Source organism: Paraburkholderia sejongensis (genome assembly GCF_020880815.1).
Taxonomy (GTDB): Bacteria; Pseudomonadota; Gammaproteobacteria; order Burkholderiales; family Burkholderiaceae; genus Paraburkholderia; species Paraburkholderia sejongensis.
Map to the genome: position 1 here is coordinate 462,065 of NZ_JAJITD010000001.1, position 19,391 is coordinate 481,455.

The 19,391-nt window shown below is 65.3% G+C and carries 17 protein-coding genes; 15 read left to right on the forward strand and 2 right to left on the reverse strand.

The window, feature by feature from the left end; translation table 11 throughout:
• Window positions 1–52 precede the first annotated feature (52 nt).
• A complete protein-coding gene (gene rlmD, locus LJ656_RS01965; protein WP_230507587.1) occupies window positions 53–1,468 on the forward strand; it encodes a 23S rRNA (uracil(1939)-C(5))-methyltransferase RlmD in 1,416 nt (471 codons plus the stop codon).
• Between the two features lie 126 nt (window positions 1,469–1,594).
• On the opposite strand, the gene LJ656_RS01970 is transcribed toward rlmD, so the two are convergent.
• Complete coding sequence (locus LJ656_RS01970) at window positions 1,595–2,455, reverse strand: outer membrane protein assembly factor BamD (RefSeq protein WP_230507588.1); 861 nt, start codon at window positions 2,453–2,455, stop codon at window positions 1,595–1,597.
• A 38-nt stretch (window positions 2,456–2,493) separates the two neighbouring features.
• On the opposite strand from LJ656_RS01970, the gene LJ656_RS01975 reads away from it, so the two are divergent.
• The 14 genes from LJ656_RS01975 to LJ656_RS34840 all read left to right on the forward strand — a co-directional run bounded on the left by LJ656_RS01975 (window position 2,494) and on the right by LJ656_RS34840 (window position 18,258).
• On the forward strand, window positions 2,494–3,795 hold the full coding sequence (locus LJ656_RS01975; protein WP_230507589.1) for an RluA family pseudouridine synthase: 1,302 nt from the start codon (window positions 2,494–2,496) through the stop codon (window positions 3,793–3,795).
• Window positions 3,792–4,655, forward strand: a complete 864-nt coding sequence (pgeF, locus tag LJ656_RS01980; protein ID WP_230507590.1) for a peptidoglycan editing factor PgeF — start codon at window positions 3,792–3,794, stop codon at window positions 4,653–4,655. Before LJ656_RS01975 ends, pgeF begins: the two co-directional genes overlap by 4 nt.
• Window positions 4,656–5,252: 597 nt before the next feature.
• Complete coding sequence (phaC, locus tag LJ656_RS01985) at window positions 5,253–7,067, forward strand: class I poly(R)-hydroxyalkanoic acid synthase (RefSeq protein WP_230507591.1); 1,815 nt, start codon at window positions 5,253–5,255, stop codon at window positions 7,065–7,067.
• 184 nt (window positions 7,068–7,251) lie between these two features.
• Window positions 7,252–8,433: an acetyl-CoA C-acetyltransferase gene (locus tag LJ656_RS01990; protein WP_230507592.1), complete on the forward strand. Its 1,182-nt coding sequence runs from the start codon at window positions 7,252–7,254 to the stop codon at window positions 8,431–8,433.
• Window positions 8,434–8,668: 235 nt separating this feature from the next.
• A complete protein-coding gene (locus tag LJ656_RS01995) occupies window positions 8,669–9,409 on the forward strand; it encodes a 3-ketoacyl-ACP reductase (RefSeq protein WP_230507593.1) in 741 nt (246 codons plus the stop codon).
• A 136-nt stretch (window positions 9,410–9,545) separates the two neighbouring features.
• Window positions 9,546–10,163, forward strand: a complete 618-nt coding sequence (gene phaR / locus LJ656_RS02000) for a polyhydroxyalkanoate synthesis repressor PhaR (RefSeq protein WP_230507594.1) — start codon at window positions 9,546–9,548, stop codon at window positions 10,161–10,163.
• 398 nt (window positions 10,164–10,561) lie between these two features.
• Window positions 10,562–11,668, forward strand: a complete 1,107-nt coding sequence (locus LJ656_RS02005; protein WP_230507595.1) for a tRNA dihydrouridine synthase — start codon at window positions 10,562–10,564, stop codon at window positions 11,666–11,668.
• An 81-nt stretch (window positions 11,669–11,749) separates the two neighbouring features.
• Window positions 11,750–13,144: a 30S ribosomal protein S12 methylthiotransferase RimO gene (gene rimO, locus LJ656_RS02010; RefSeq protein WP_230507596.1), complete on the forward strand. Its 1,395-nt coding sequence runs from the start codon at window positions 11,750–11,752 to the stop codon at window positions 13,142–13,144.
• 2 nt (window positions 13,145–13,146) lie between these two features.
• Window positions 13,147–14,082 (forward strand): sugar kinase, encoded by a 936-nt coding sequence (locus tag LJ656_RS02015; RefSeq protein ID WP_230507597.1) that lies wholly within the window; start codon window positions 13,147–13,149, stop codon window positions 14,080–14,082.
• 110 nt (window positions 14,083–14,192) lie between these two features.
• Complete coding sequence (gene bktB / locus LJ656_RS02020) at window positions 14,193–15,377, forward strand: beta-ketothiolase BktB (protein WP_230507598.1); 1,185 nt, start codon at window positions 14,193–14,195, stop codon at window positions 15,375–15,377.
• A 90-nt stretch (window positions 15,378–15,467) separates the two neighbouring features.
• On the forward strand, window positions 15,468–16,151 hold the full coding sequence (locus LJ656_RS02025; RefSeq protein WP_230507599.1) for a hypothetical protein: 684 nt from the start codon (window positions 15,468–15,470) through the stop codon (window positions 16,149–16,151).
• A 74-nt stretch (window positions 16,152–16,225) separates the two neighbouring features.
• Entirely contained in the window at window positions 16,226–17,410 is a 1,185-nt protein-coding gene (locus LJ656_RS02030) for a cystathionine beta-lyase (protein WP_230507600.1), read from the forward strand.
• Between the two features lie 214 nt (window positions 17,411–17,624).
• The gene (locus tag LJ656_RS02035; RefSeq protein WP_230507601.1) at window positions 17,625–18,074 is read left to right on the forward strand and encodes a hypothetical protein; all 450 of its coding nucleotides are present in this window, start codon (window positions 17,625–17,627) and stop codon (window positions 18,072–18,074) included.
• Window positions 18,075–18,126: 52 nt separating this feature from the next.
• The gene (locus tag LJ656_RS34840; RefSeq protein WP_268998459.1) at window positions 18,127–18,258 is read left to right on the forward strand and encodes a hypothetical protein; all 132 of its coding nucleotides are present in this window, start codon (window positions 18,127–18,129) and stop codon (window positions 18,256–18,258) included.
• 123 nt (window positions 18,259–18,381) lie between these two features.
• On the opposite strand, the gene serB is transcribed toward LJ656_RS34840, so the two are convergent.
• Entirely contained in the window at window positions 18,382–19,221 is an 840-nt protein-coding gene (serB, locus tag LJ656_RS02040; protein ID WP_230507602.1) for a phosphoserine phosphatase SerB, read from the reverse strand.
• Window positions 19,222–19,391 lie beyond the last annotated feature (170 nt).

The window sequence follows — 19,391 nt, forward strand, 5'->3', positions numbered from 1 at the left end:
GCGCTTCGTCTACAATCTCGCCTTTCCCCCCAAGTCTGTCAGGAAGTCGCAGGTGTCCCGAACTGCCCCTCAGCGTCGCTCGCCGCGGCGCCACAAGCCGGCCCCGACGCCGGCGCTCGTCGTGACCGGCAACGAGCCGGTCATCGAAATCACCTCGCTCGATATGGAAGCGCGCGGCGTGGGCCGCACCGAAAGCGAAGACGGCACGCCCGGCAAGGTCGTGTTCGTCGAAGGCGCGCTGCCGGGTGAGCGCGTCAGCTACTCGACGCATCGCAGCAAGCCGAAATTCGAGCAGGCCGAAGTCGTCGAGGTGTTCCGTGAAAGCGTGATCCGCACGACGCCGAAGTGCACGTACTTCAATATCTGCGGCGGCTGCTCGATGCAGCATCTCGATACCCGCGCGCAGGTGGCGGTCAAGCAGCGCGTGCTTGAAGACAATCTGCTGCATCTCGCGAGGCTGCGCCCCGAAACGGTGTTCCGGCCGATCCATGGACCGTCCTGGGGTTATCGCTATCGCGCGCGACTGGCGGTGCGCTTCCTGCCCGAGCGCGGCGGCATGCGCATCGGTTTTCACGAAAAGAAGAGCAGCTATATCGCCGACATGAAGACCTGCGAGGTGTTGCCGCCGCATGTGTCGGCGATGCTGATGCCGCTGCGCTTCATGGTCCGCAAGCTGTCGATCTACGACCGCATGCCGCAGCTCGAACTCGCGGTCGGTTCGTCGGTTACCGCGCTGGTGGTGCGCAACCTGCAGCCGCTCACCGAGGCGGACGAACAGGTGCTGCGCGAGTTCGCCGACGAACACAAGGTGCAGTTCTGGATCCAGCCGGGCGGCCCGGACACGGTCACGCCGCTGTATCCGCTCGACGTGCAGCTCGACTACACGCTGCCCGAGTACGACATCCGCATGCCGTTCAAGCCGACCGACTTCACCCAGGTCAATCACGCGATCAACCGCGTGCTGGTGAGCCGTGCGTTGCGTCTGCTGGCGCCGTCGCGCACCGATCGGGTGCTCGATCTGTTCTGCGGGATCGGCAACTTCACGCTGCCGCTCGCGCGCGTTTCGCGTGAAGTGGTCGGTATCGAGGGCAGCGAGGTGCTGACCCAGCGCGCGCTCGCGAATGCCGAGCTGAACGGCGTCGCCGGGCATACGTCGTTCGCGTGCCGCAATCTGTTCGAAGTCACCGCCGACGATCTGCGCGCGCTCGGTCATTTCGACAAGTTCCTGATCGACCCGCCGCGCGAAGGCGCGCTGGCGGTTGCCAAGGCACTCGCCGAGATCGCGCAGAGCGGCGATGGTCCGCTGCCCAAGCGGATCGTCTACGTGTCGTGCGCGCCGGCGACGCTCGCGCGCGATGCCGGCCTGCTCGTGCACGAGGCCGGCTACCGGCTGGTCGGCGCGGGAGTCGTCAACATGTTCCCGCATACATCGCACGTGGAATCGATCGCGCTGTTCGAGCGCGACTGAGTTTCGCGCGATCAAGCATCGCGCGACGCGCAGAAACGAAAACGCCACGACCGAGGTCGTGGCGTTTTCGTTTGCGGAAGAGACGGCGGGGAAACCGTCAGTTCGTGGCGCGGCTTAGAACTGCCCTTAGAACTGCCACCACGACTTCTTCGCGCCGGGCCGTGCGCGGCCGGTCACATACGGGCTGTCCGGGAAGGTGCCGGCCAGCACGCGGCGCGTGTCGTCGGCCAGTTGCTGGTTGTTCAGCTTCTCGTACGACAGGATCATGATGTGCAGCGCGTCTTCGATAGCAGGCGCGTTCTTGTACTCGCGCAGCGCGAGCTGGGCGCGATTGATCGCGGCCACATACGCGCCGCGGCGGTAGTAGTAGTCCGCCGTGTGCACTTCGTGCGAGGCCAGCGCGTTGACGATGTAGCGCATGCGCTGCGCGGCGTCCGGCGCGTACTTGCTGTTCGGGAAGCGCTCCACGACGATCTTGAACGCGTCGTACGACTCGCGCAGCGACTTCGGATCGCGCTCGCTCATGTCCTGGCCGGAGAAGCGGCCGAACAGACCGAGGTCGTCGTTGAAGTGGATCATGCCCTTCAGGTAATACGCGTAAGCGATGTCCGGGTGATCCGGATGCAGCTGGATGAAGCGGTCGATAGCCTGGTCGGCGGCGGCGTTTTCGTTGTCCTTCCAGTTGCAGTACGCGACGTTGATCTGCGCCTGCTGCGCGAAGTGGCCGAACGGGTCACGGCCCTCGAGCATCTCGAAGTACTTCGCGCATTTGCCGAAGTCACCACCGCTCAGGGCGTCGTTCGCCTCCGTATATAATTTGTTGTTGGTCCACGTTGCCGTTTCGTCGGTCTTCTCCGGCAGGCCGTGGCAAGCCGCAACAGCGACGACGGCCGCAACGCACGCAACGTATCCGGCCACTTTCCGGGCCGCCTTCTTGATGGCCGCCAAATTGATCGCCGCTTCAGTGATGGTGTTCAAGGCTCGCATTTTCCAGTCTAGCTTTACGTCCAGGTGACCCAGACTCAATGACCCGCTCAAATACTCCAGGCGCCGCCGGCGCCCGGAATAGCAACGAAGATTATAGCGTAAGCGCCAACCCCGACGACGCGTCGGGCGTCGATTCCCTCGATGACGACTTCGCCGCCGACGCCCTTGCAGCGGCCGGCCAGCAGGGCGCCGCGGCGACCCCGGCGATGGTGCCGAACCGCACCGCCGACGAAACCCCGCGCCATGTAGTGGTGCCAGACGAACTGGCCGGCGAGCGCCTCGATAAAGTGCTCGCGAAAGTCTTTCCCGAGTTTTCGCGCAGCCGCCTGCAAAGCTGGATCGAAGCGCAGCGGGTGCGCGTCGACGGCAAGCCCGCGAAGATCCGTCAGCCGGTGCCGCTCGGCGCGACCATCGAACTCGTGCCCGACCTGCTGCCCGAGCAGCTCGCGTTCACGCCCGAACCGGTGCCGCTCGAGATCGTCTACGAGGACGACACGCTGGTCGTGATCAACAAGCCGGCCGGGATGGTCGTGCATCCGGCAGCCGGCAACTGGAGCGGCACGGTGCTCAACGGGCTGCTGTATCGCTATGGCGAGGCCGCAGCCGGCCTGCCGCGCGCGGGTATCGTGCACCGGCTCGACAAGGAGACCTCCGGCCTGATGGTGGTCGCGCGCACGCTCGAAGCGCAGACCGACCTCGTACGCCAACTGCAGGCGCGCACCGTGAAGCGGCGCTATCTCGCGCTGGTGTGGGGCAACATGCCCGACGAAGGCACGATCGACGCGCCGATCGGCCGCGATCCGCGCGAGCGCACGCGCATGGCGGTGGTGACCGGTGCATCCGGCAAACCGGCGCGCACGCATTTCCGGCGCGTGACGTCGGCGATCTGGCAGCGTCAGCCGGTCACCGCGATTCATTGCGATCTCGAAACCGGTCGCACTCACCAGATTCGCGTGCATTGCGCGCACATCGGCCATCCGCTGCTGGGCGACCCGGTGTATGGACACGCGCGCGGCAAGCGCTCGGTCACGCCGCTGCCCGACGGCTTCGCGCGCCAGGCGCTGCACGCATGGCGGCTCGGGCTGATTCATCCGAAGACCGGCCGCTCGATGCAGTGGCGCGCCGACGCGCCGGCCGATATGGAGGCGTTGTCCGCGGCGCTCGGTCTGGGCCGCGACGACGCGGGCGAATTCGACGACGCGTACTACGAGGATGAGGACTACGATGCATCTGTCGACGATGCCGCTTACGCCGACGCCGAGAATGACGAAGCCGACCACGATGACCGCGACCACGATGACGACCACGAGAAGGACCATGACGAGGACGATCGCGCATGAGTGAGAACCTGCCGGACCTGAGTTTTGCCAATGTCGTGCAGCCCGCGTGGAACGTGTCGCCGCGCGTGCGCGCGCTCGTGACCACCCGCGACGGCGGACTGAGTCAGGCGCCATTCGGCCGCTGGCGCGCTGGCGCCGATCTGCCCGGCGGCCTGAACCTCGGCCTGAAAACCGGCGACGACCCGGCGACGGTCGCGAGCAATCGAACGCGGCTGCTGGCACTCGCCGGCGTGCGCGAAGCCGCCTGGCTTGAACAGGTTCACGGCGCGGGCATCGTGCGCGCCGACGAGGCACTCGCGCACGCACGCGAACACGGCGCGCCGTTGCAAGCCGATGCGAGCGTCACCGATCGCGCCGGCATCGCGTGCATCGTGATGGTCGCCGATTGCATGCCGGTGATGTTATGTGACGACGCGGGGCGCGCGGTCGGCGCCGCGCATGCGGGTTGGCGCGGGCTCGCGGCGGGCATCGTCGAACAAACCGCGCAGCAGGTCGCGCAACTGGCCGGAGTCGACGCGGGTGCGTTGCACGCGTATCTCGGACCGTCGATCGGGCCGGCTGCGTTCGAAGTCGGCCCAGACGTGCGTGACGCGTTCATGAACGGTGTCGACGGCGCGCAACGCGACGCGACCGCGCGCGCGTTCGTCGCGCATCCGGAAAATCCGGGTAAATATCTGGCCGATCTGCCGGCGCTCGCGCGAGTGCGGCTGCAACGGCTCGGCGTCACGCGCATCAGTGGCGGCGACCTGTGCACGGTCACGCTGCGCGAGCGCTTCTATTCGTATCGACGCGACCGCGAAACCGGCCGCATGGCCGCACTCATCTGGCTCGACGAGCACGCGCAGACGCTCGCCGATTAACCGCCGCGGGCACTCGTTCGCCTCTGTTCATACATTTGAAATCGAGCGGCGTATTCATACGATATTTATTACGCTCGTTCGTAAATTTTCTCGCGGCGTCGTATGCGCGATTAAGCCGTTCCGTCTCCTGTAATCCGCATTTTTGCTGCGCTGCCGGAACGCCCGTCGAGGGCTTCTTGCAGCGGCCCTGCGGGCCGGCCGCGCGCATGTATAAACATCCTTAAATCCATGCGTCGTAGGCGTTTTTTATCCGTGCGCGACGTCAGCCATCGGACTTCTTAAAACGCGATTTGCCACACAGGGAAAACGATAATTAAAAAACTATCGCACTGCGGCAAAATCGGGAACAAGCATTGACATGCCTTGTCATGGGGAGCAAGAATGTTCCTCCAAGCTCCTCGTCGTTCAAGGGGCCGGGCGTGACGAAGTCGCGAGCGATCGCCACATTTACACGACCTGCCTCTCAACCCGTCCGCAAGGACTTACCGGTCAAAAGCAGGTATGGCAGCATCTCATTCCTCAGCTTCCAACAGCACGGACTCCTCGACGGAGCACACGCAGCAGGCCGGTACGAGCGGCGCATCACCGGCCGCAGGCATGCAGCAGTTTCTAGATGCCTGGATGAACGCATGGCGTTCGTTCGGCTTGCCGCCCGGCGGTGCTCCGTTCCAGGTTCCCTCCATCCCGCAGATGCCGGATTTCACGCAGATGGCCGCGGGCTTTGGGCAGATGCCGGCGTTTCCGGGTATGCCCGACTTCAGCAAACTGACCACCGGCGCGCTACCGTCGCTGCCGGCGCTGAACATCCCCACTGCCGCGATCCCGCCGGAGCGTTTGCAAAAGCTGCAAACGGACTACTCGCGCGAGGCGATGGAGTTGATCCAGCAGGCCACCACGTCCGCGAACACGGCCCCCGAACTGAAGGACCGGCGCTTTAGCGCCGACGCATGGAGCGCGACGCCGGCGTATGCATTTACCGCCGCGTGGTATCTGCTGAACGCGCGCTATCTGCAGCAACTCGTCGACGCGCTCGACGCCGAGCCGAAAACGCGCGAGCGCATCCGCTTCGCGGTGCAGCAATGGACCGCGGCCGCATCGCCCAGCAACTTCTTCGCACTGAATCCCGAAGCGCAGAAAACGCTGCTCGACAGCAAGGGCGAGAGCCTGCGTCAGGGCGTGATGAATCTGCTGGGCGACATGAAGCGCGGCAAGATCTCGCAAACCGACGAATCGCGTTTCGCGGTCGGCGAGAATCTCGCCAATACCGAAGGCTCGGTGGTATTCGAAAACGATCTGCTGCAACTGATCCAGTACAAGCCGCGCACGCCGACCGTGCGCGAGCGGCCGCTGCTGATCGTGCCGCCGTGCATCAACAAGTACTACATCCTCGATCTGCAGCCGGAGAACTCGCTGGTCGCGCATGCACTCGATTCCGGTCACCAGGTGTTCCTGATCTCGTGGCGTAACGCGGATCAGTCGATCGCGCACAAGACGTGGGACGACTACATCGGCGAAGGCGTGCTGACCGCGATCGACACCGTGCGCAAGATCAGCGGCCGTGAGCAGATCAATACGCTCGGCTTCTGTATCGGCGGCACGCTTCTCGCCACCGCGCTGGCGGTCGCCGCCGCGCGCGGCGAACATCCGGCCGCGTCGATGACGCTGCTCACCGCGATGCTCGATTTCTGCGACACCGGCGTGCTCGACGTGTTCGTCGACGAAGCGCATGTGCAGATGCGCGAGCAGACCATCGGCGGCAAGAACGGTGCGCGGCCGGGACTGATGCGCGGCATCGAGTTCGCCAACACGTTCTCGTTCCTGCGCCCGAACGACCTCGTGTGGAACTACGTGGTCGACAATTATCTGAAGGGCCGCACGCCGGTGCCGTTCGACCTGCTGTACTGGAACAGCGACTCGACCAGCGTGCCGGGTCCGATGTACGTCTGGTATCTGCGCAACACGTACCTCGAGAACAAGCTGCGCGAGCCCGGTGCGCTGACCACCTGCGGCGAGCCGGTCGATCTGTCGAAGATCGATGTGCCGACCTTCATCTACGGTTCACGCGAAGACCATATCGTGCCGTGGCAAACCGCGTATGCGTCGGTGCCGTTGCTGTCGGGGCCGCTGAAGTTCGTGCTCGGCGCGTCCGGTCATATCGCCGGCGTGATCAATCCGCCGGCGAAGAAAAAGCGCAGCTACTGGCGCGTCGAAACCGATGAGAAGGTGCTGCCGGAAAGCGCCGACGAGTGGTTCGAAGCGGCGGCCGAAGTGCCCGGCAGCTGGTGGCCCGAATGGACCGAGTGGCTCGACCAGTTCGGCGGCAAGAAGATCAAGCCGCGCGCGGAAGCGGGCTCGGACGAATTCCCGGTGATCGAGCCGGCGCCGGGCCGTTATGTGCGTCAGCGCGAGTAGATTTCGACGCGCGGTTTCGACGCGCGCCGCGCGTCGAAGTATGCGCCGATCGGTGTCGGCGCGCGCCACCGGTTTGATGTAAGGCAGGTAGATGAGCGTCTGGTTGATGAAGGCGTAAGAGCAACGCATTTTTTAACGTAGCGGGCTGCGGTGACGTTAGCCGACACGCCCGGAGGATATGGAAATGACTGATGTTGTGATCGTATCGGCCGCTCGTACTGCAGTGGGCAAATTCGGCGGATCGCTGGCCAAGGTTGCCGCTCCTGAACTGGGCGCGGTGGCAGTGCGCGCCGTGCTGGAACGGGCCGGTCTGAAGCCGGAACAGGTGAGCGAAGTGATCATGGGCCAGGTGTTGACCGCCGGCTCGGGTCAGAACCCGGCACGCCAGGCGCTGATCAAGGCCGGCTTGCCGGCGGCGGTGCCCGGCATGACGATCAACAAGGTGTGCGGCTCCGGCCTGAAGGCCGTGATGCTGGCGGCCAACGCGATCATCGCGGGCGACGCCGACATCGTGGTCGCCGGCGGCCAGGAAAACATGAGCGCGTCGCCGCACGTGCTGCCGGGCTCGCGCGACGGTTTCCGCATGGGCGACGCAAAGCTGGTCGACACGATGATCGTCGACGGCCTGTGGGACGTCTATAACCAGTACCACATGGGCGTGACGGCTGAAAACGTCGCGAAGGAATTCGGCATTACGCGCGAGGCGCAGGACGCGTTCGCGGCGTTGTCGCAGAACAAGGCGGAAGCCGCGCAGAAGGCCGGCCGCTTCAACGACGAAATCGTTCCGGTCGAGATCCCGCAACGCAAGGGCGAGCCGCTGCGCTTCGCGACCGACGAATTCGTGCGTCACGGCGTGACCGCCGAATCGCTGGCGGGCCTGAAGCCGGCGTTCTCGAAGGAAGGTTCGGTCACGGCGGCCAACGCGTCGGGTCTGAACGACGGCGCGGCCGCGGTGCTGGTGATGTCGCTGAAAAAGGCCGAAGCGCTGGGTCTGACGCCGCTCGCGCGGATCAAGGCCTACGCGAACGCCGGCGTCGATCCGAAGGTGATGGGCATGGGCCCGGTGCCGGCCTCGCGCCGCTGCCTCGAGCGCGCGGGCTGGACCCCGGCCGACCTCGACCTGATGGAAATCAACGAAGCGTTCGCCGCCCAGGCACTCGCGGTGCACCAACAGATGGGCTGGGACACGTCGAAGATCAACGTCAACGGCGGCGCGATCGCAATCGGCCACCCGATCGGCGCGTCCGGCTGCCGGATTCTCGTCACGCTGCTGCACGAAATGCAGAAGCGCGATGCGAAGAAGGGGCTGGCGTCGCTGTGTATCGGCGGCGGGATGGGTGTCGCGCTCGCTGTCGAGCGTATTTAAAGTACGCTGGTACGCCGCGCGGCTCGACGCCCGATGCGTCGATGCGCGCGGCCTCGCGCCGGCAACGGGCATCAGGGCTGCGCCGCACGCCGAATGGCGTCGCGGCGCGTCGGCACTGGTGGCTCCCGCCGGCGTTGCGCATCGCTGCCCGGTCGCCCGGCGGCAATGGGAACCAGCATCAGGCGAGGGAAGAGGCAGCCAGCCGGCGCCTCGACAACGATAACGGAGTGGGTTTATGACACAGCGAATTGCGTACGTAACGGGCGGCATGGGCGGCATCGGCACCAGCATCTGCCAGCGTCTGCACAAAGAGGGCTTCAAGGTGATCGCGGGCTGCGGCCCGAATTCGCCGCGCCGCGCGAAGTGGCTCGACGAGCAGAAGGCACTCGGCTACGATTTCGTCGCATCCGAAGGCAACGTCGGCGACTGGGAATCGACCAAGGCCGCGTTCGACAAGGTCAAGGCCGAAGTCGGCGAAATCGACGTGCTGGTCAACAATGCCGGTATCACGCGCGACGTGGTGTTCCGCAAGATGACGCACGAAGACTGGACCGCGGTCATCGACACCAACCTGACCAGCCTGTTCAACGTCACCAAGCAGGTGATCGACGGGATGGTCGAGCGTGGCTGGGGTCGCGTGATCAATATTTCGTCGGTCAATGGCCAGAAGGGGCAGTTCGGTCAGACCAACTACTCGACCGCGAAGGCCGGCATTCACGGTTTCACGATGTCGCTCGCGCAGGAAGTCGCGACCAAGGGCGTGACGGTCAACACCGTGTCGCCGGGTTACATCGGTACCGATATGGTCAAATCGATCCGCCCGGACGTGCTGGAGAAAATCGTCGCGACGATTCCGGTGCGCCGCCTCGGCCAACCGGACGAAATCGGTTCGATCGTCGCGTGGCTCGCGTCGGACGAATCGGGTTTCTCGACCGGCGCCGATTTTTCGCTGAACGGCGGTTTGCACATGGGTTGATGAGCATCGGCGCGCCGCTCACAAGGCGGCGGGTCGGCTCAGTGGTTTTTCGCCGGCGTCCCGGCTGCGCAATGGATCCGATTGCACGGCCCGGACGCCGTTTCCGCGCTGCTTTAACCGAGCTTAAAGGCGTTACATGACTACTACAAAGAAAACGGCCGAACGACTGATCAAGAAATATCCGAATCGTCGGCTGTACGACACCGAGACGAGCACCTACATTACGCTGACTGACGTGAAGCAGCTGGTACTCGATCAGGAGGACTTCAAGGTCATCGATGCCAAAAGCAACGAGGACCTGACGCGCTCGATCCTGTTGCAGATCATTCTCGAAGAGGAGAGCGGCGGCTTGCCGATGTTCTCGTCGTCGATGCTGTCGCAGATCATCCGTTTTTACGGGCATGCGATGCAGGGCATGATGGGCACCTACCTGGAAAAGAACATCCAGGCCTTCATCGACATTCAGGCAAAACTGGCCGACCAGTCGAAGAATCTCTATGAAGGCAAGGCGATGAACCCCGAGGTCTGGTCGCAGTTCATGAACATGCAGGCGCCGATGATGCAGGGGATGATGACCAGCTACATCGAGCAGTCGAAGAACATGTTCGTGCAGATGCAGGAGCAGATGCAGAACCAGGCGAAGACGATGTTCGCGACGTTCCCGTTCACGCCGGGCGGCGCCGCTGTCAATGCGGGCAACGCCAATAATGCGCCGGGTACCCCGCAGGGCAATCCGGAGGCGGAGAAAAAGTGACGGCGGGGTGAGTTGCCTGAAGAGCTCGAGGGCTTCAGGACAGCCGCAGCAGACGAAGCCAGCCTGCATCGCACCGCGTCCGCGCGTGATTCAGGTGCTCGCCGGCTCAGGCGAATTTTCGCGAGCCGATCGTGGCCAGGAGCGCTGCGGACCGTCCGGTGCAGATTTCCTTGGGCAGTGGGCAGGCGTCGGCACGATACAATCGCGGATTGCCTGTGCGCTCGCCACTGAACGGCCGCTAATTGCACCGCAGGCGCTGTCGTCATCGCCTTCCTCGCGCCGGACCCGCCTCATGTTTCAGTTCGTATCCCTTATCTCGCCAACACCAACGCCAACGCCTTCGGTCTCGAAGGCCGTCCGGATCAGCGTCGCGTGACCCGCAGTTCGCCGAAATTCCTATGAGTCGCCTGTTTCTCGCCCCGATGGAAGGGGTCGCGGACTACGTGCTGCGCGACGTGCTGACAAGCGCGGGCGGTTTCGACGGCTGCGTGTCCGAATTCATTCGCGTCACGGGCTCGATGCTGCCGCTTCGCGTTTTCGAGCGCGAAGCGCCCGAAATCCTGCACGCGAGCGTCACCGCCAGCGGCACCCCGATGGTGATCCAGTTGCTCGGCAGCGATCCCGAATGGCTCGCCCGCAACGCCGCGTATGCGGCCACGCTGTCGCCGTATGGGATCGACCTGAACTTCGGCTGTCCCGCCAAAGTCGTCAATCAGCATGGCGGCGGCGCGATGCTGCTCGCCGATCCGAAGCTGCTGAACCGGATCGTCGCGGCGGTGCGCGCCGCGGTGCCGGCGCAGATCGCGGTCACCGCGAAAATGCGGCTCGGCGTGTCCGATACGTCGCGGGCGCTCGAGTGCGCGCAGGCGCTGGTCGAAGGCGGCGCGGCGTCGCTGGTCGTGCATGCGCGCACCCGCGACGACCGCTACAAGCCGCCCGCGCACTGGGAATGGGTCGCGCGCATCGACGACGCGGTCGACGTGCCGGTGATCGCCAACGGCGAGGTCTGGAGCGTGGCGGACTGGCAGCGCTGCCGGGCCGTCAGCGGTTGCGCGGACGTGATGATCGGGCGCGGCGCGGTGTCGGATCCGTTCCTCGCGCAGCGCATCCGCGGATGGCTGGAGCCGGTGCCGTCGGCGCGGGAATGGCCGCAGGTTCTTGCAGCGATCGCCGGTTACTTGAAGAAACTGCAGGCGCACGGTGCGTTGACTCACGAGCACGGTCGCGTGAAGCAGTGGCTCAGCTATCTGCAGCGGACCTGGCCGCAAGCGGCGGAACTGCATGCGGCGATCCGGCGGGTACAGAACTCGGCCGAGATTCTGACGCTGATCGGGCAGGCATTGCAGGCGCAACGGGCGCCGGCGCGGACGCAGCGGGCGATGGCCGGCGATGCAGCCGAACTTGCCGCCCTCGACGACTTCGACGACCTCGGTAATCCCGCTAACCTCGCCAACCTCGGCGAACCGCGCGGCCAATCGGACCGCGTCCTGCCAATCCCCATTTGAAACCTAGAATTCAAAGACTTACGAGCGGTAGCGGTGCCGAACCGCTACAATTCAGGGTTTAACGTCTTCAAGCGGTTCCCCATGTCTTCGACCCCCTCGAACGCTCCGGTCGCACCGGGCGCCACGCCGAAAGTCGGCTTCGTCTCCCTCGGCTGCCCGAAAGCCCTCGTCGATTCCGAGCAGATCATCACCCAGCTGCGCGCCGAAGGCTACGCGATCTCTGGCACCTATGACGGCGCGGATCTCGTGGTCGTCAACACCTGCGGCTTCATCGACGAAGCGGTGCAGGAAAGCCTCGACGCGATCGGCGAAGCGCTCAGCGAGAACGGCAAGGTGATCGTCACCGGCTGTCTCGGCGCGAAAAAGAGCGCGAGCGGTTCGGGCCTGATCGAGGAAGTGCATCCGAAGGTGCTCGCGGTGACCGGTCCGCACGCGGTCGGCGAAGTGATGCAGGCGGTCCACAACCATCTGCCCAAGCCCCACGATCCGTTCGTCGACCTGGTGCCCGCCGCCGGCGTGAAGCTGACCCCGCGCCACTACGCGTATCTGAAAATTTCCGAAGGCTGCAATCACCGCTGCACGTTCTGCATCATCCCGTCGATGCGCGGCGATCTGGTGTCGCGCCCGGTCGCCGAAGTGATGCTGGAAGCGGAGAACCTGTTCAAGTCGGGCGTCAAGGAACTGCTGGTGATCTCGCAGGACACCAGCGCGTACGGCGTCGACGTCAAGTACCGCACCGGCTTCTGGAACGGCAAGCCGATCAAGACCCGCATGACCGACCTCGTGGCCGCGCTCGGCGAACTCGCCGCCCAATACGGCGCATGGGTGCGTCTGCATTACGTGTATCCGTATCCGAGCGTCGACGAAGTGATTCCGATGATGGCCGAAGGTCCGTTCAAGGGCCACGTGCTGCCGTATCTCGATGTGCCGTTCCAGCACGCGCATCCGGAAGTGCTCAAGCGCATGAAGCGTCCGGCCAATGCGGAAAAGGTGATGGAGCGCGTGAAGGCGTGGCGCGAAATCTGCCCGGATCTGACGATCCGCAGCACCTTCATCGCCGGCTTCCCGGGCGAGACCGAAGAGCAGTTCGAAACGCTGCTCGACTTCATCCGCGAGGCGGAGCTGGATCGGGTCGGCTGCTTCGCGTATTCGCCGGTCGAAGGCGCGAGCGCCAACGAACTCGACGGCGCGCTGCCCGACGAAGTGCGTGAAGAGCGTCGCGCGCGCTTCATGGAAGTGGCCGAGCAGGTGTCGGCGAAGCGCATCGCGAAGAAGGTCGGCAAGACGCTGAAGGTGCTGGTCGACGAAATCAATGCCGACGGCGGCATCGGCCGCACCGCGGCGGACGCGCCCGAGATCGACGGCGTCGTCTATATCGCGCCGACCACCAAGGCGTCGAAGCGCTACAAGGTCGGCGATTTCGTGTCGGTGAAGATCACCGGCGCGGACGGTCACGATCTGTGGGGCGAGGTCTGAGCATGACCCCGAGCGCAGCGTCCACGCCTGAAATCCTCGCGCTCGGCGAGGCGATGATCGAGTTCAACCAGGCCGCGAAAGATCAGGCGAACTACCTGCAAGGCTTCGGCGGCGATACCTCGAACTTCTGCATCGCGGCCGCGCGCCAGGGTGCGAAGACCGGCTTCGTGTCGGCGGTCGGCGCCGATCATTTCGGCCGTCTGCTGATCGATCTGTGGGAACGCGAGCAGGTCGACACGTCGTTCGTGCGGATCGACCCGCAAGCCTCGACCGGTGTGTATTTCGTGTCGCACGGCCCGAACGGCCATGCGTTCGACTATCTGCGCGCGGGCTCGGCGGCGAGCCGCTACGCGCCGGCCGATCTGCCGCGCGATGCGCTCGCGGCGGCCAAGGTCGTGCATCTGTCGGGCATCAGTCTCGCGATCAGCGTCAGTGCCTGCGATGCCGCGCTCGAAGCGATCGCGCATGCGCGCGCGAGCGGCGTGCGCGTGAGCTTCGATACCAATCTGCGCCTGAAGCTGTGGCCGCTCGCGCGCGCCCGCGCGGTGATGCTCGAGGCGATTCGCCAGACCGACATCTGCCTGCCGAGCTGGGACGACGTGACCGAACTCACCGGGCTGACCGGCCGCGACGAGATCGTCGACTTCCTGCTGTCGCACGGCCCGAGCGTCGTCGCGCTGAAGCTCGGCAAGGACGGTTCGTACATCGCGACGCCGCACGAGCGGCGCGTGGTGCCGGGCCACGTCGTCGACGCGGTCGATGCGACCGGCGCGGGCGACTGCTTCGGCGGCGCGTTCGTCGCGCGTATCGTGGCCGGCGACGATCCGTTTGCCGCCGCGCGCTACGCGAACGTCGCCGCGGCGCTGTCCACCCAGGGCTATGGCGCGGTCGCGCCGATTCCGTCACGCGAGACGGTCGAGCGTTTGCTGGCCGGCTGAGCGCGACCCGGCGGGCCGCATCGTCGTACAGCAACGCACCGTCCCGCATCGAGCGTGAGCGCAGGATCATTTCTTCATAAAGACCGGCAGGATCACAGGAGGAGCGAGCAATGCAACGGGACGTAGTGGTGGTAAGCGGTGTGCGCACGGCAATCGGCGCGTTCGGCGGCAGCCTGAAGGATCTTGCGCCGACCGAGCTCGGCGCGCGGGTCGTGCGCGAAGTGCTCGAACGCGCGAGTGTGGCGGGCGACGAAATCGGTCACGTGGTGTTCGGCAACGTGGTGCACACCGAGCCGAAAGACATGTACCTCGCGCGGGTGGCCGCGATCAACGGCGGCGTCGCGCAACACACGCCCGCGCTGACCGTGAACCGGCTGTGCGGCTCGGGCCTGCAGGCGATCGTTTCGGCCGCGCAAAGCGTGCTGCTCGGCGACGCCGACATCGCGATCGGCGGCGGCGCGGAAAACATGAGCCGCGCGCCGTACTCGATGCCCGCCGCGCGCTTCGGTCAGCGCATGGGCGATACGCGTCTGGTCGACATGATGATCGGCGCGCTCAACGACCCGTTCCAGTCGATCCATATGGGCGTGACCGCCGAGAACGTCGCGCGCAAGTACGACATCTCGCGCGACGCGCAGGACGCGCTCGCGCTCGAGTCGCACCGCCGCGCGGCGCATGCGATCAGCAGCGGCTATTTCAAGGAGCAGATTCTGCCGATCACGCTGGCGTCGAAGAAGGGCGACGTCGTGTTCGACACGGACGAGCACACGCGGATGAACGCGACAGCGGAAGACTTCTCGAAGCTCAAGCCGGTGTTCGTGAAGGAAAACGGCACGGTGACGGCGGGCAACGCGTCGGGCATCAACGACGCGGCCGCGGCCGTCGTGCTGATGGAGCGCGCCGTCGCCGAAAAGCGTGGCGTGAAGCCGCTCGCGCGGCTGGTGTCGTACGCGCATGCGGGCGTCGATCCGGCTTATATGGGCATCGGCCCCGTGCCGGCGAGCCGCAAGGCGCTCGAGCGCGCCGGCCTGACTGTCGCCGATCTCGACGTGATCGAGGCGAACGAGGCGTTCGCCGCGCAGGCCTGCGCGGTCAGCAAGGAACTCGGCCTCGATCCGGCCAAGGTCAATCCGAATGGCTCGGGCATTTCGCTCGGCCACCCGATCGGCGCGACCGGCGCACTCATCACCGTCAAGGCGCTGTACGAGTTGCAGCGCATCGGCGGGCGCTATGCGCTGGTGACGATGTGCATCGGCGGCGGACAGGGGATCGCGGCGGTATTCGAGCGCCTCTGACGGCGGCCGCGGCGCGCGCCGGTGAGGTACCGGTTCGTGCCATAGGTTTCAGGCAGTACTGGGCAGCAACCAGCAACAAGGATGGCAAGGATGCAGGAATCGAAAGCGATCAACGGCGCGGCCGGGCACACGGCGACGCGCGTTTTGCGGCGGCGTGCCGGCGTGCTGGCCAGCGCCACCGCGCTGCTATGCGCCGGCGCGGCGCTGTGGGCGCCGGCCCAGGCATGGGCCGAAAGCGATGCGGTCAAGCAACTGGCGGCGCCGCCGGCGATCCAGTTGCCGCTGAAACCGAGCGCCGAGTTCGCGAAGTTTCCGCGCTACGTCGGCACGCTCGGCACGCGGCCGATCGTGCTGCGGCTCGGCCCGAAGACCGACGATCCGTCGGGCGTACACGGCGAGTATCAGTTCACCGACAACGGTGAAGTGATACTCATCGCCGGCGACCGGATGGAAGATACGCTCGAAGTCGAAGAGTCGAACGACGGCACCCATATCACCGGCAACTGGGTCGGCAAGTTCGCGGCGGACGGCTCGCTCGAAGGCGACCGGATGAACGTCGACGATTCCAATCCGCAGCCGTTCGTGTTGAAGCTGGCGGCTGGGCAGCCGGTGCCGGCGGCGGGTACGCCGGCTGGCGCGAACAGTACCCGTGCGCCGCGCGTACCGTCGGCGCAAGTGCCGGCGGCAAACGGCGCGGCGCCTGCCGCAACCGCGCCGGCGAGCGGCGGCGGTCACCCGGTCGGCGGCGTCAGCAACCTGCAAACCGGCGAGTGAGGCCGGTGCCGGCCCGGCTCGGATCAGGGCGCAGCTCCAATCACGCATCTCCCTGTCTTTTAGCGAATTTCACCATGACCCAGTCCAAACCCCAACGCGAGCTGCAAACCCGCATCGTGCGAGCGGAAGACCGCATCACGCCGGGCTTCGAATCGTTCTCGACGCCGGTCACCCGGGCGTCGACGGTGGTGTTCCCCGATCTCGCGACGATGCGCGCGCTCGACTGGAAAAACGACGCGCAATGGCGCTACGGCCTGCACGCGACGCCCACGCAGATTTCACTCGCGCAGCGCCTTGCGACGATCGAAGGCGGTAATCACGCGCTGTTGCAGCCGTCGGGACTGTCGTCGATTTCGAATGTGTACTTCGGCCTCGTGAAAGCGGGCGACGACGTACTGATCCCCGACAACGTCTACTCGCCGAACCGCGATCACGGCGACTGGCTCGCGCGCGATTTCGGCATCACCGCGCGCTATTACGATCCGCTGATCGGCGCGGGCATCGCTGACCTGATCCAGCCGAACACGCGGCTGATCTGGCTCGAGGCGCCCGGCTCGGTGACGATGGAAGTGCCCGACGTGCCGGCCATCACCGCGGCGGCGCGCGCGCGCAACGTGGTCACCGCGATCGACAACACGTGGTCGGCGGGCCTCGGCTTCCGGCCGTTCGAGCACGGCGTCGACATCTCCGTGCAGGCGCTGACCAAATACCAGTCGGGCGGCGGCGACGTGCTGATGGGCGCGACGATCACGCGCGAGCGCGGACTGCATCTGAAGCTGAAGGCGGCGCGGATGCGGATGGGCATCGGCGTTTCATCGGACGACTGCTCGCTGATTCTGCGCAGCCTGCCGAGCATGCAGCTGCGTTTCGCGCAGCACGACCGCGCGGCGCTCGCGCTCGCGACGTGGCTCAAGAGCCGCCCGGAAATCGCCGCGGTCCTGCATCCGGCGCTCGCGGACTGTCCGGGACATGAGGTGTTCAAGCGCGATTTCACGGGCGCGGGCGGGCTGTTCTCGGTCGTGTTCGACGAGCGCTATAGCGCCGCGCAGATCGACACGTTCTGCGAATCGCTCGAACTCTTTTCGCTCGGCTGGAGTTGGGGCGGCGCGCATAGCCTCGCGATGCCGTACGACATCGCGTCGATGCGCACCGAAGGCGAGTGGCCGTATCGCGGGACGCTGGTGCGCTTTTATATCGGTCTCGAGGAAGAGCGCGATCTGCGCGCGGATATCGAGCAGAGCCTCGCGAAGCTGGGTTGACGCGGGGCGGTTAGCCGGTTCGTTGAGACAGGAAAGAAGCCCGCCGGGATGTGTGCCCGGCGGGCTTTTTTATTGCGCGGCGTTGGGTATTGCGAAGGGGCCGGGGGGCGAACTGGTGGGTCGAGTTGGCCGTTCGGCTGAATAGGCGAGGCCGCGTTGCGAAGCTACGATGGTGCGTGTTGCGACTATCCGTTGCTGCCCGCTACGCGCTTCGATGAATCTGTATTTCTGGCTCTTATTGAATCTTGCTGTGCCGGTGGTCGGGCCGGTCTTCACGCTTGCGCTCGTCGCGCCTGCCTATGGCGGGCGGGTTGCCGGCAGGCTGATTGCGGCGTCGGTGAAGGACGGGCAACTGTTCTGGTGTGCTATCGGATTGTGTGCGGCCGGGATTTATGAAGCGGTGACGGCGCTCGAGCGCGGTAGTGGGGAAGTGTCGCTGCTCGCGCTTGCCATCGTGGCGTTCTGCGGGCTTGCGTTTATCTGTTCGTCGATCCTGACATCGAGCGTGCTCAAGGCGCGGCACGACGGTCTGGACGCGGCGCGGGACGGCCGACAGACGGAACTCAGCGTGCGTACGTTCACGCGGGTCGCGATAGTCATATCGATTCTTGCCACCTGCGGCGGGGCGGCTGCATTTGCAGCGCTCCACATCCATTTGAACTAGTCTTTTCCGAGATAATGCAGGCGTTATACTGCATTTTCTTGCGGAGGAAATAATGAAAAAACTTGCGGACTATATGGGATCCGAACGAGGCCACAACCAGATCGTGAAGGGCGGCGGGATTGCGATAGTGTTGATCAGCATCGGTCTGCTCGCGCTGTTGCTGCCCGGCATTTTCAATCGCTAATCAACAATCAATCATCGAATCCGCCGCCAGCGTTACCCGCGTGGCGCGGCGGGCGCCGAGCGTGGTGATGCCCGCTCTCGAAGCCGCAGTGTCCCACCTGCCGCGCGCAGAATCTCCCCAGCGTCAAAACAGCCGCAGCAACCCATCCAGTCCCACGTAGTTAAACGACACGCTGGCCGCTTCGCGCACCACCGGCTTCGCGCGAAACGCCACTGACAATCCCGCTTCCGCCATCATTTTCAGATCGTTCGAGCCGTCGCCCATCGCGATCGCGCGGCTCGGTTCGATGCCGAGGGTCGCGCAGGTCTCGCGCAGCGTGCGCGCTTTCACGTCGGCATTGACGATCTCGCCGATCACGTTGCCGGTCAGCTTGCCGTCGACGATTTCCAGCGTGTTCGCACGCGTGAAATCGAGTCCGAGGCGCGCCTTCAGCTTCTCGGTGAAGAACGTGAAGCCGCCCGACACCAGCAACGTTTTCAGACCCGCCTGTTTCGCGCCGGCCAGCATCCGCTCCGCGCCCGGCGACAATTGCAGCCGCTCTTCATAAACGCGTTCGAGCGCGCTTGCGTCGAGCCCCTTGAGCAGCGCGACACGGCGCGTCAGGCTTTCGTTGAAGTCCTTGATTTCGCCGCGCATCGCCGCCTCGGTAATCGCCGCGACTTGCGCCTTCAGGCCGCAGAAATCGGCGATCTCGTCGATGCACTCGATCGTGATCAGCGTCGAATCCATGTCCATCGCGACGAGGCCGAAGTCGCCCAGCCGGCGGCCGGCCTCGACGAACGCGTAATCGAGCTGATGCGTATCGCAGTACACCTCGACGTCGGCGCGCTGCGCAATGTTCGCATCGGCGATCCGCAGCGTGTGCGCGTCGACGGCGGCGGCTTGCGAACCGCGCGCGAGCGCGACGAGCGTTTTGTGGTGGTCGGCGCAAAGGGGCGCGGTGCTTTGAATGACGAGGTTCATGGACGGCCAGTGACGCGGAAAGAAAAGGGCGCGCGGCGCGCGCGGAAAATCCCGCTATTGTATCGGTTCCGCGCGGCGCGCCGGCCGCCGCGCCAGTCGCGCGGGCGTCGTGCAATCCGGCGCCCTGCGGTCCATACTGGCGCAACCGCGCGCATGCGCGGGCCATTGCA

Bases quoted from the DNA above. Each gene is read 5' to 3' on its own strand.
- serB (WP_230507602.1), bottom strand. From the start codon at position 19,221: ATGAACCTCGTCATTCAAAGCACCGCGCCCCTTTGCGCCGACCACCAC.
- LJ656_RS01990 (WP_230507592.1), top strand. From the start codon at position 7,252: ATGACTGATGTTGTGATCGTATCGGCCGCTCGTACTGCAGTGGGCAAA.
- phaR (WP_230507594.1), top strand. From the start codon at position 9,546: ATGACTACTACAAAGAAAACGGCCGAACGACTGATCAAGAAATATCCG.
- LJ656_RS02030 (WP_230507600.1), top strand. From the start codon at position 16,226: ATGACCCAGTCCAAACCCCAACGCGAGCTGCAAACCCGCATCGTGCGA.
- phaC (WP_230507591.1), top strand. From the start codon at position 5,253: ATGCAGCAGTTTCTAGATGCCTGGATGAACGCATGGCGTTCGTTCGGC.
- pgeF (WP_230507590.1), top strand. From the start codon at position 3,792: ATGAGTGAGAACCTGCCGGACCTGAGTTTTGCCAATGTCGTGCAGCCC.
- LJ656_RS02035 (WP_230507601.1), top strand. From the start codon at position 17,625: ATGAATCTGTATTTCTGGCTCTTATTGAATCTTGCTGTGCCGGTGGTC.
- LJ656_RS01970 (WP_230507588.1), bottom strand. From the start codon at position 2,455: ATGCGAGCCTTGAACACCATCACTGAAGCGGCGATCAATTTGGCGGCC.
- rimO (WP_230507596.1), top strand. From the start codon at position 11,750: ATGTCTTCGACCCCCTCGAACGCTCCGGTCGCACCGGGCGCCACGCCG.
- LJ656_RS34840 (WP_268998459.1), top strand. From the start codon at position 18,127: ATGAAAAAACTTGCGGACTATATGGGATCCGAACGAGGCCACAACCAG.
- LJ656_RS02025 (WP_230507599.1), top strand. From the start codon at position 15,468: ATGCAGGAATCGAAAGCGATCAACGGCGCGGCCGGGCACACGGCGACG.
- LJ656_RS02015 (WP_230507597.1), top strand. From the start codon at position 13,147: ATGACCCCGAGCGCAGCGTCCACGCCTGAAATCCTCGCGCTCGGCGAG.
- LJ656_RS02005 (WP_230507595.1), top strand. From the start codon at position 10,562: ATGAGTCGCCTGTTTCTCGCCCCGATGGAAGGGGTCGCGGACTACGTG.
- LJ656_RS01975 (WP_230507589.1), top strand. From the start codon at position 2,494: ATGACCCGCTCAAATACTCCAGGCGCCGCCGGCGCCCGGAATAGCAAC.
- bktB (WP_230507598.1), top strand. From the start codon at position 14,193: ATGCAACGGGACGTAGTGGTGGTAAGCGGTGTGCGCACGGCAATCGGC.
- LJ656_RS01995 (WP_230507593.1), top strand. From the start codon at position 8,669: ATGACACAGCGAATTGCGTACGTAACGGGCGGCATGGGCGGCATCGGC.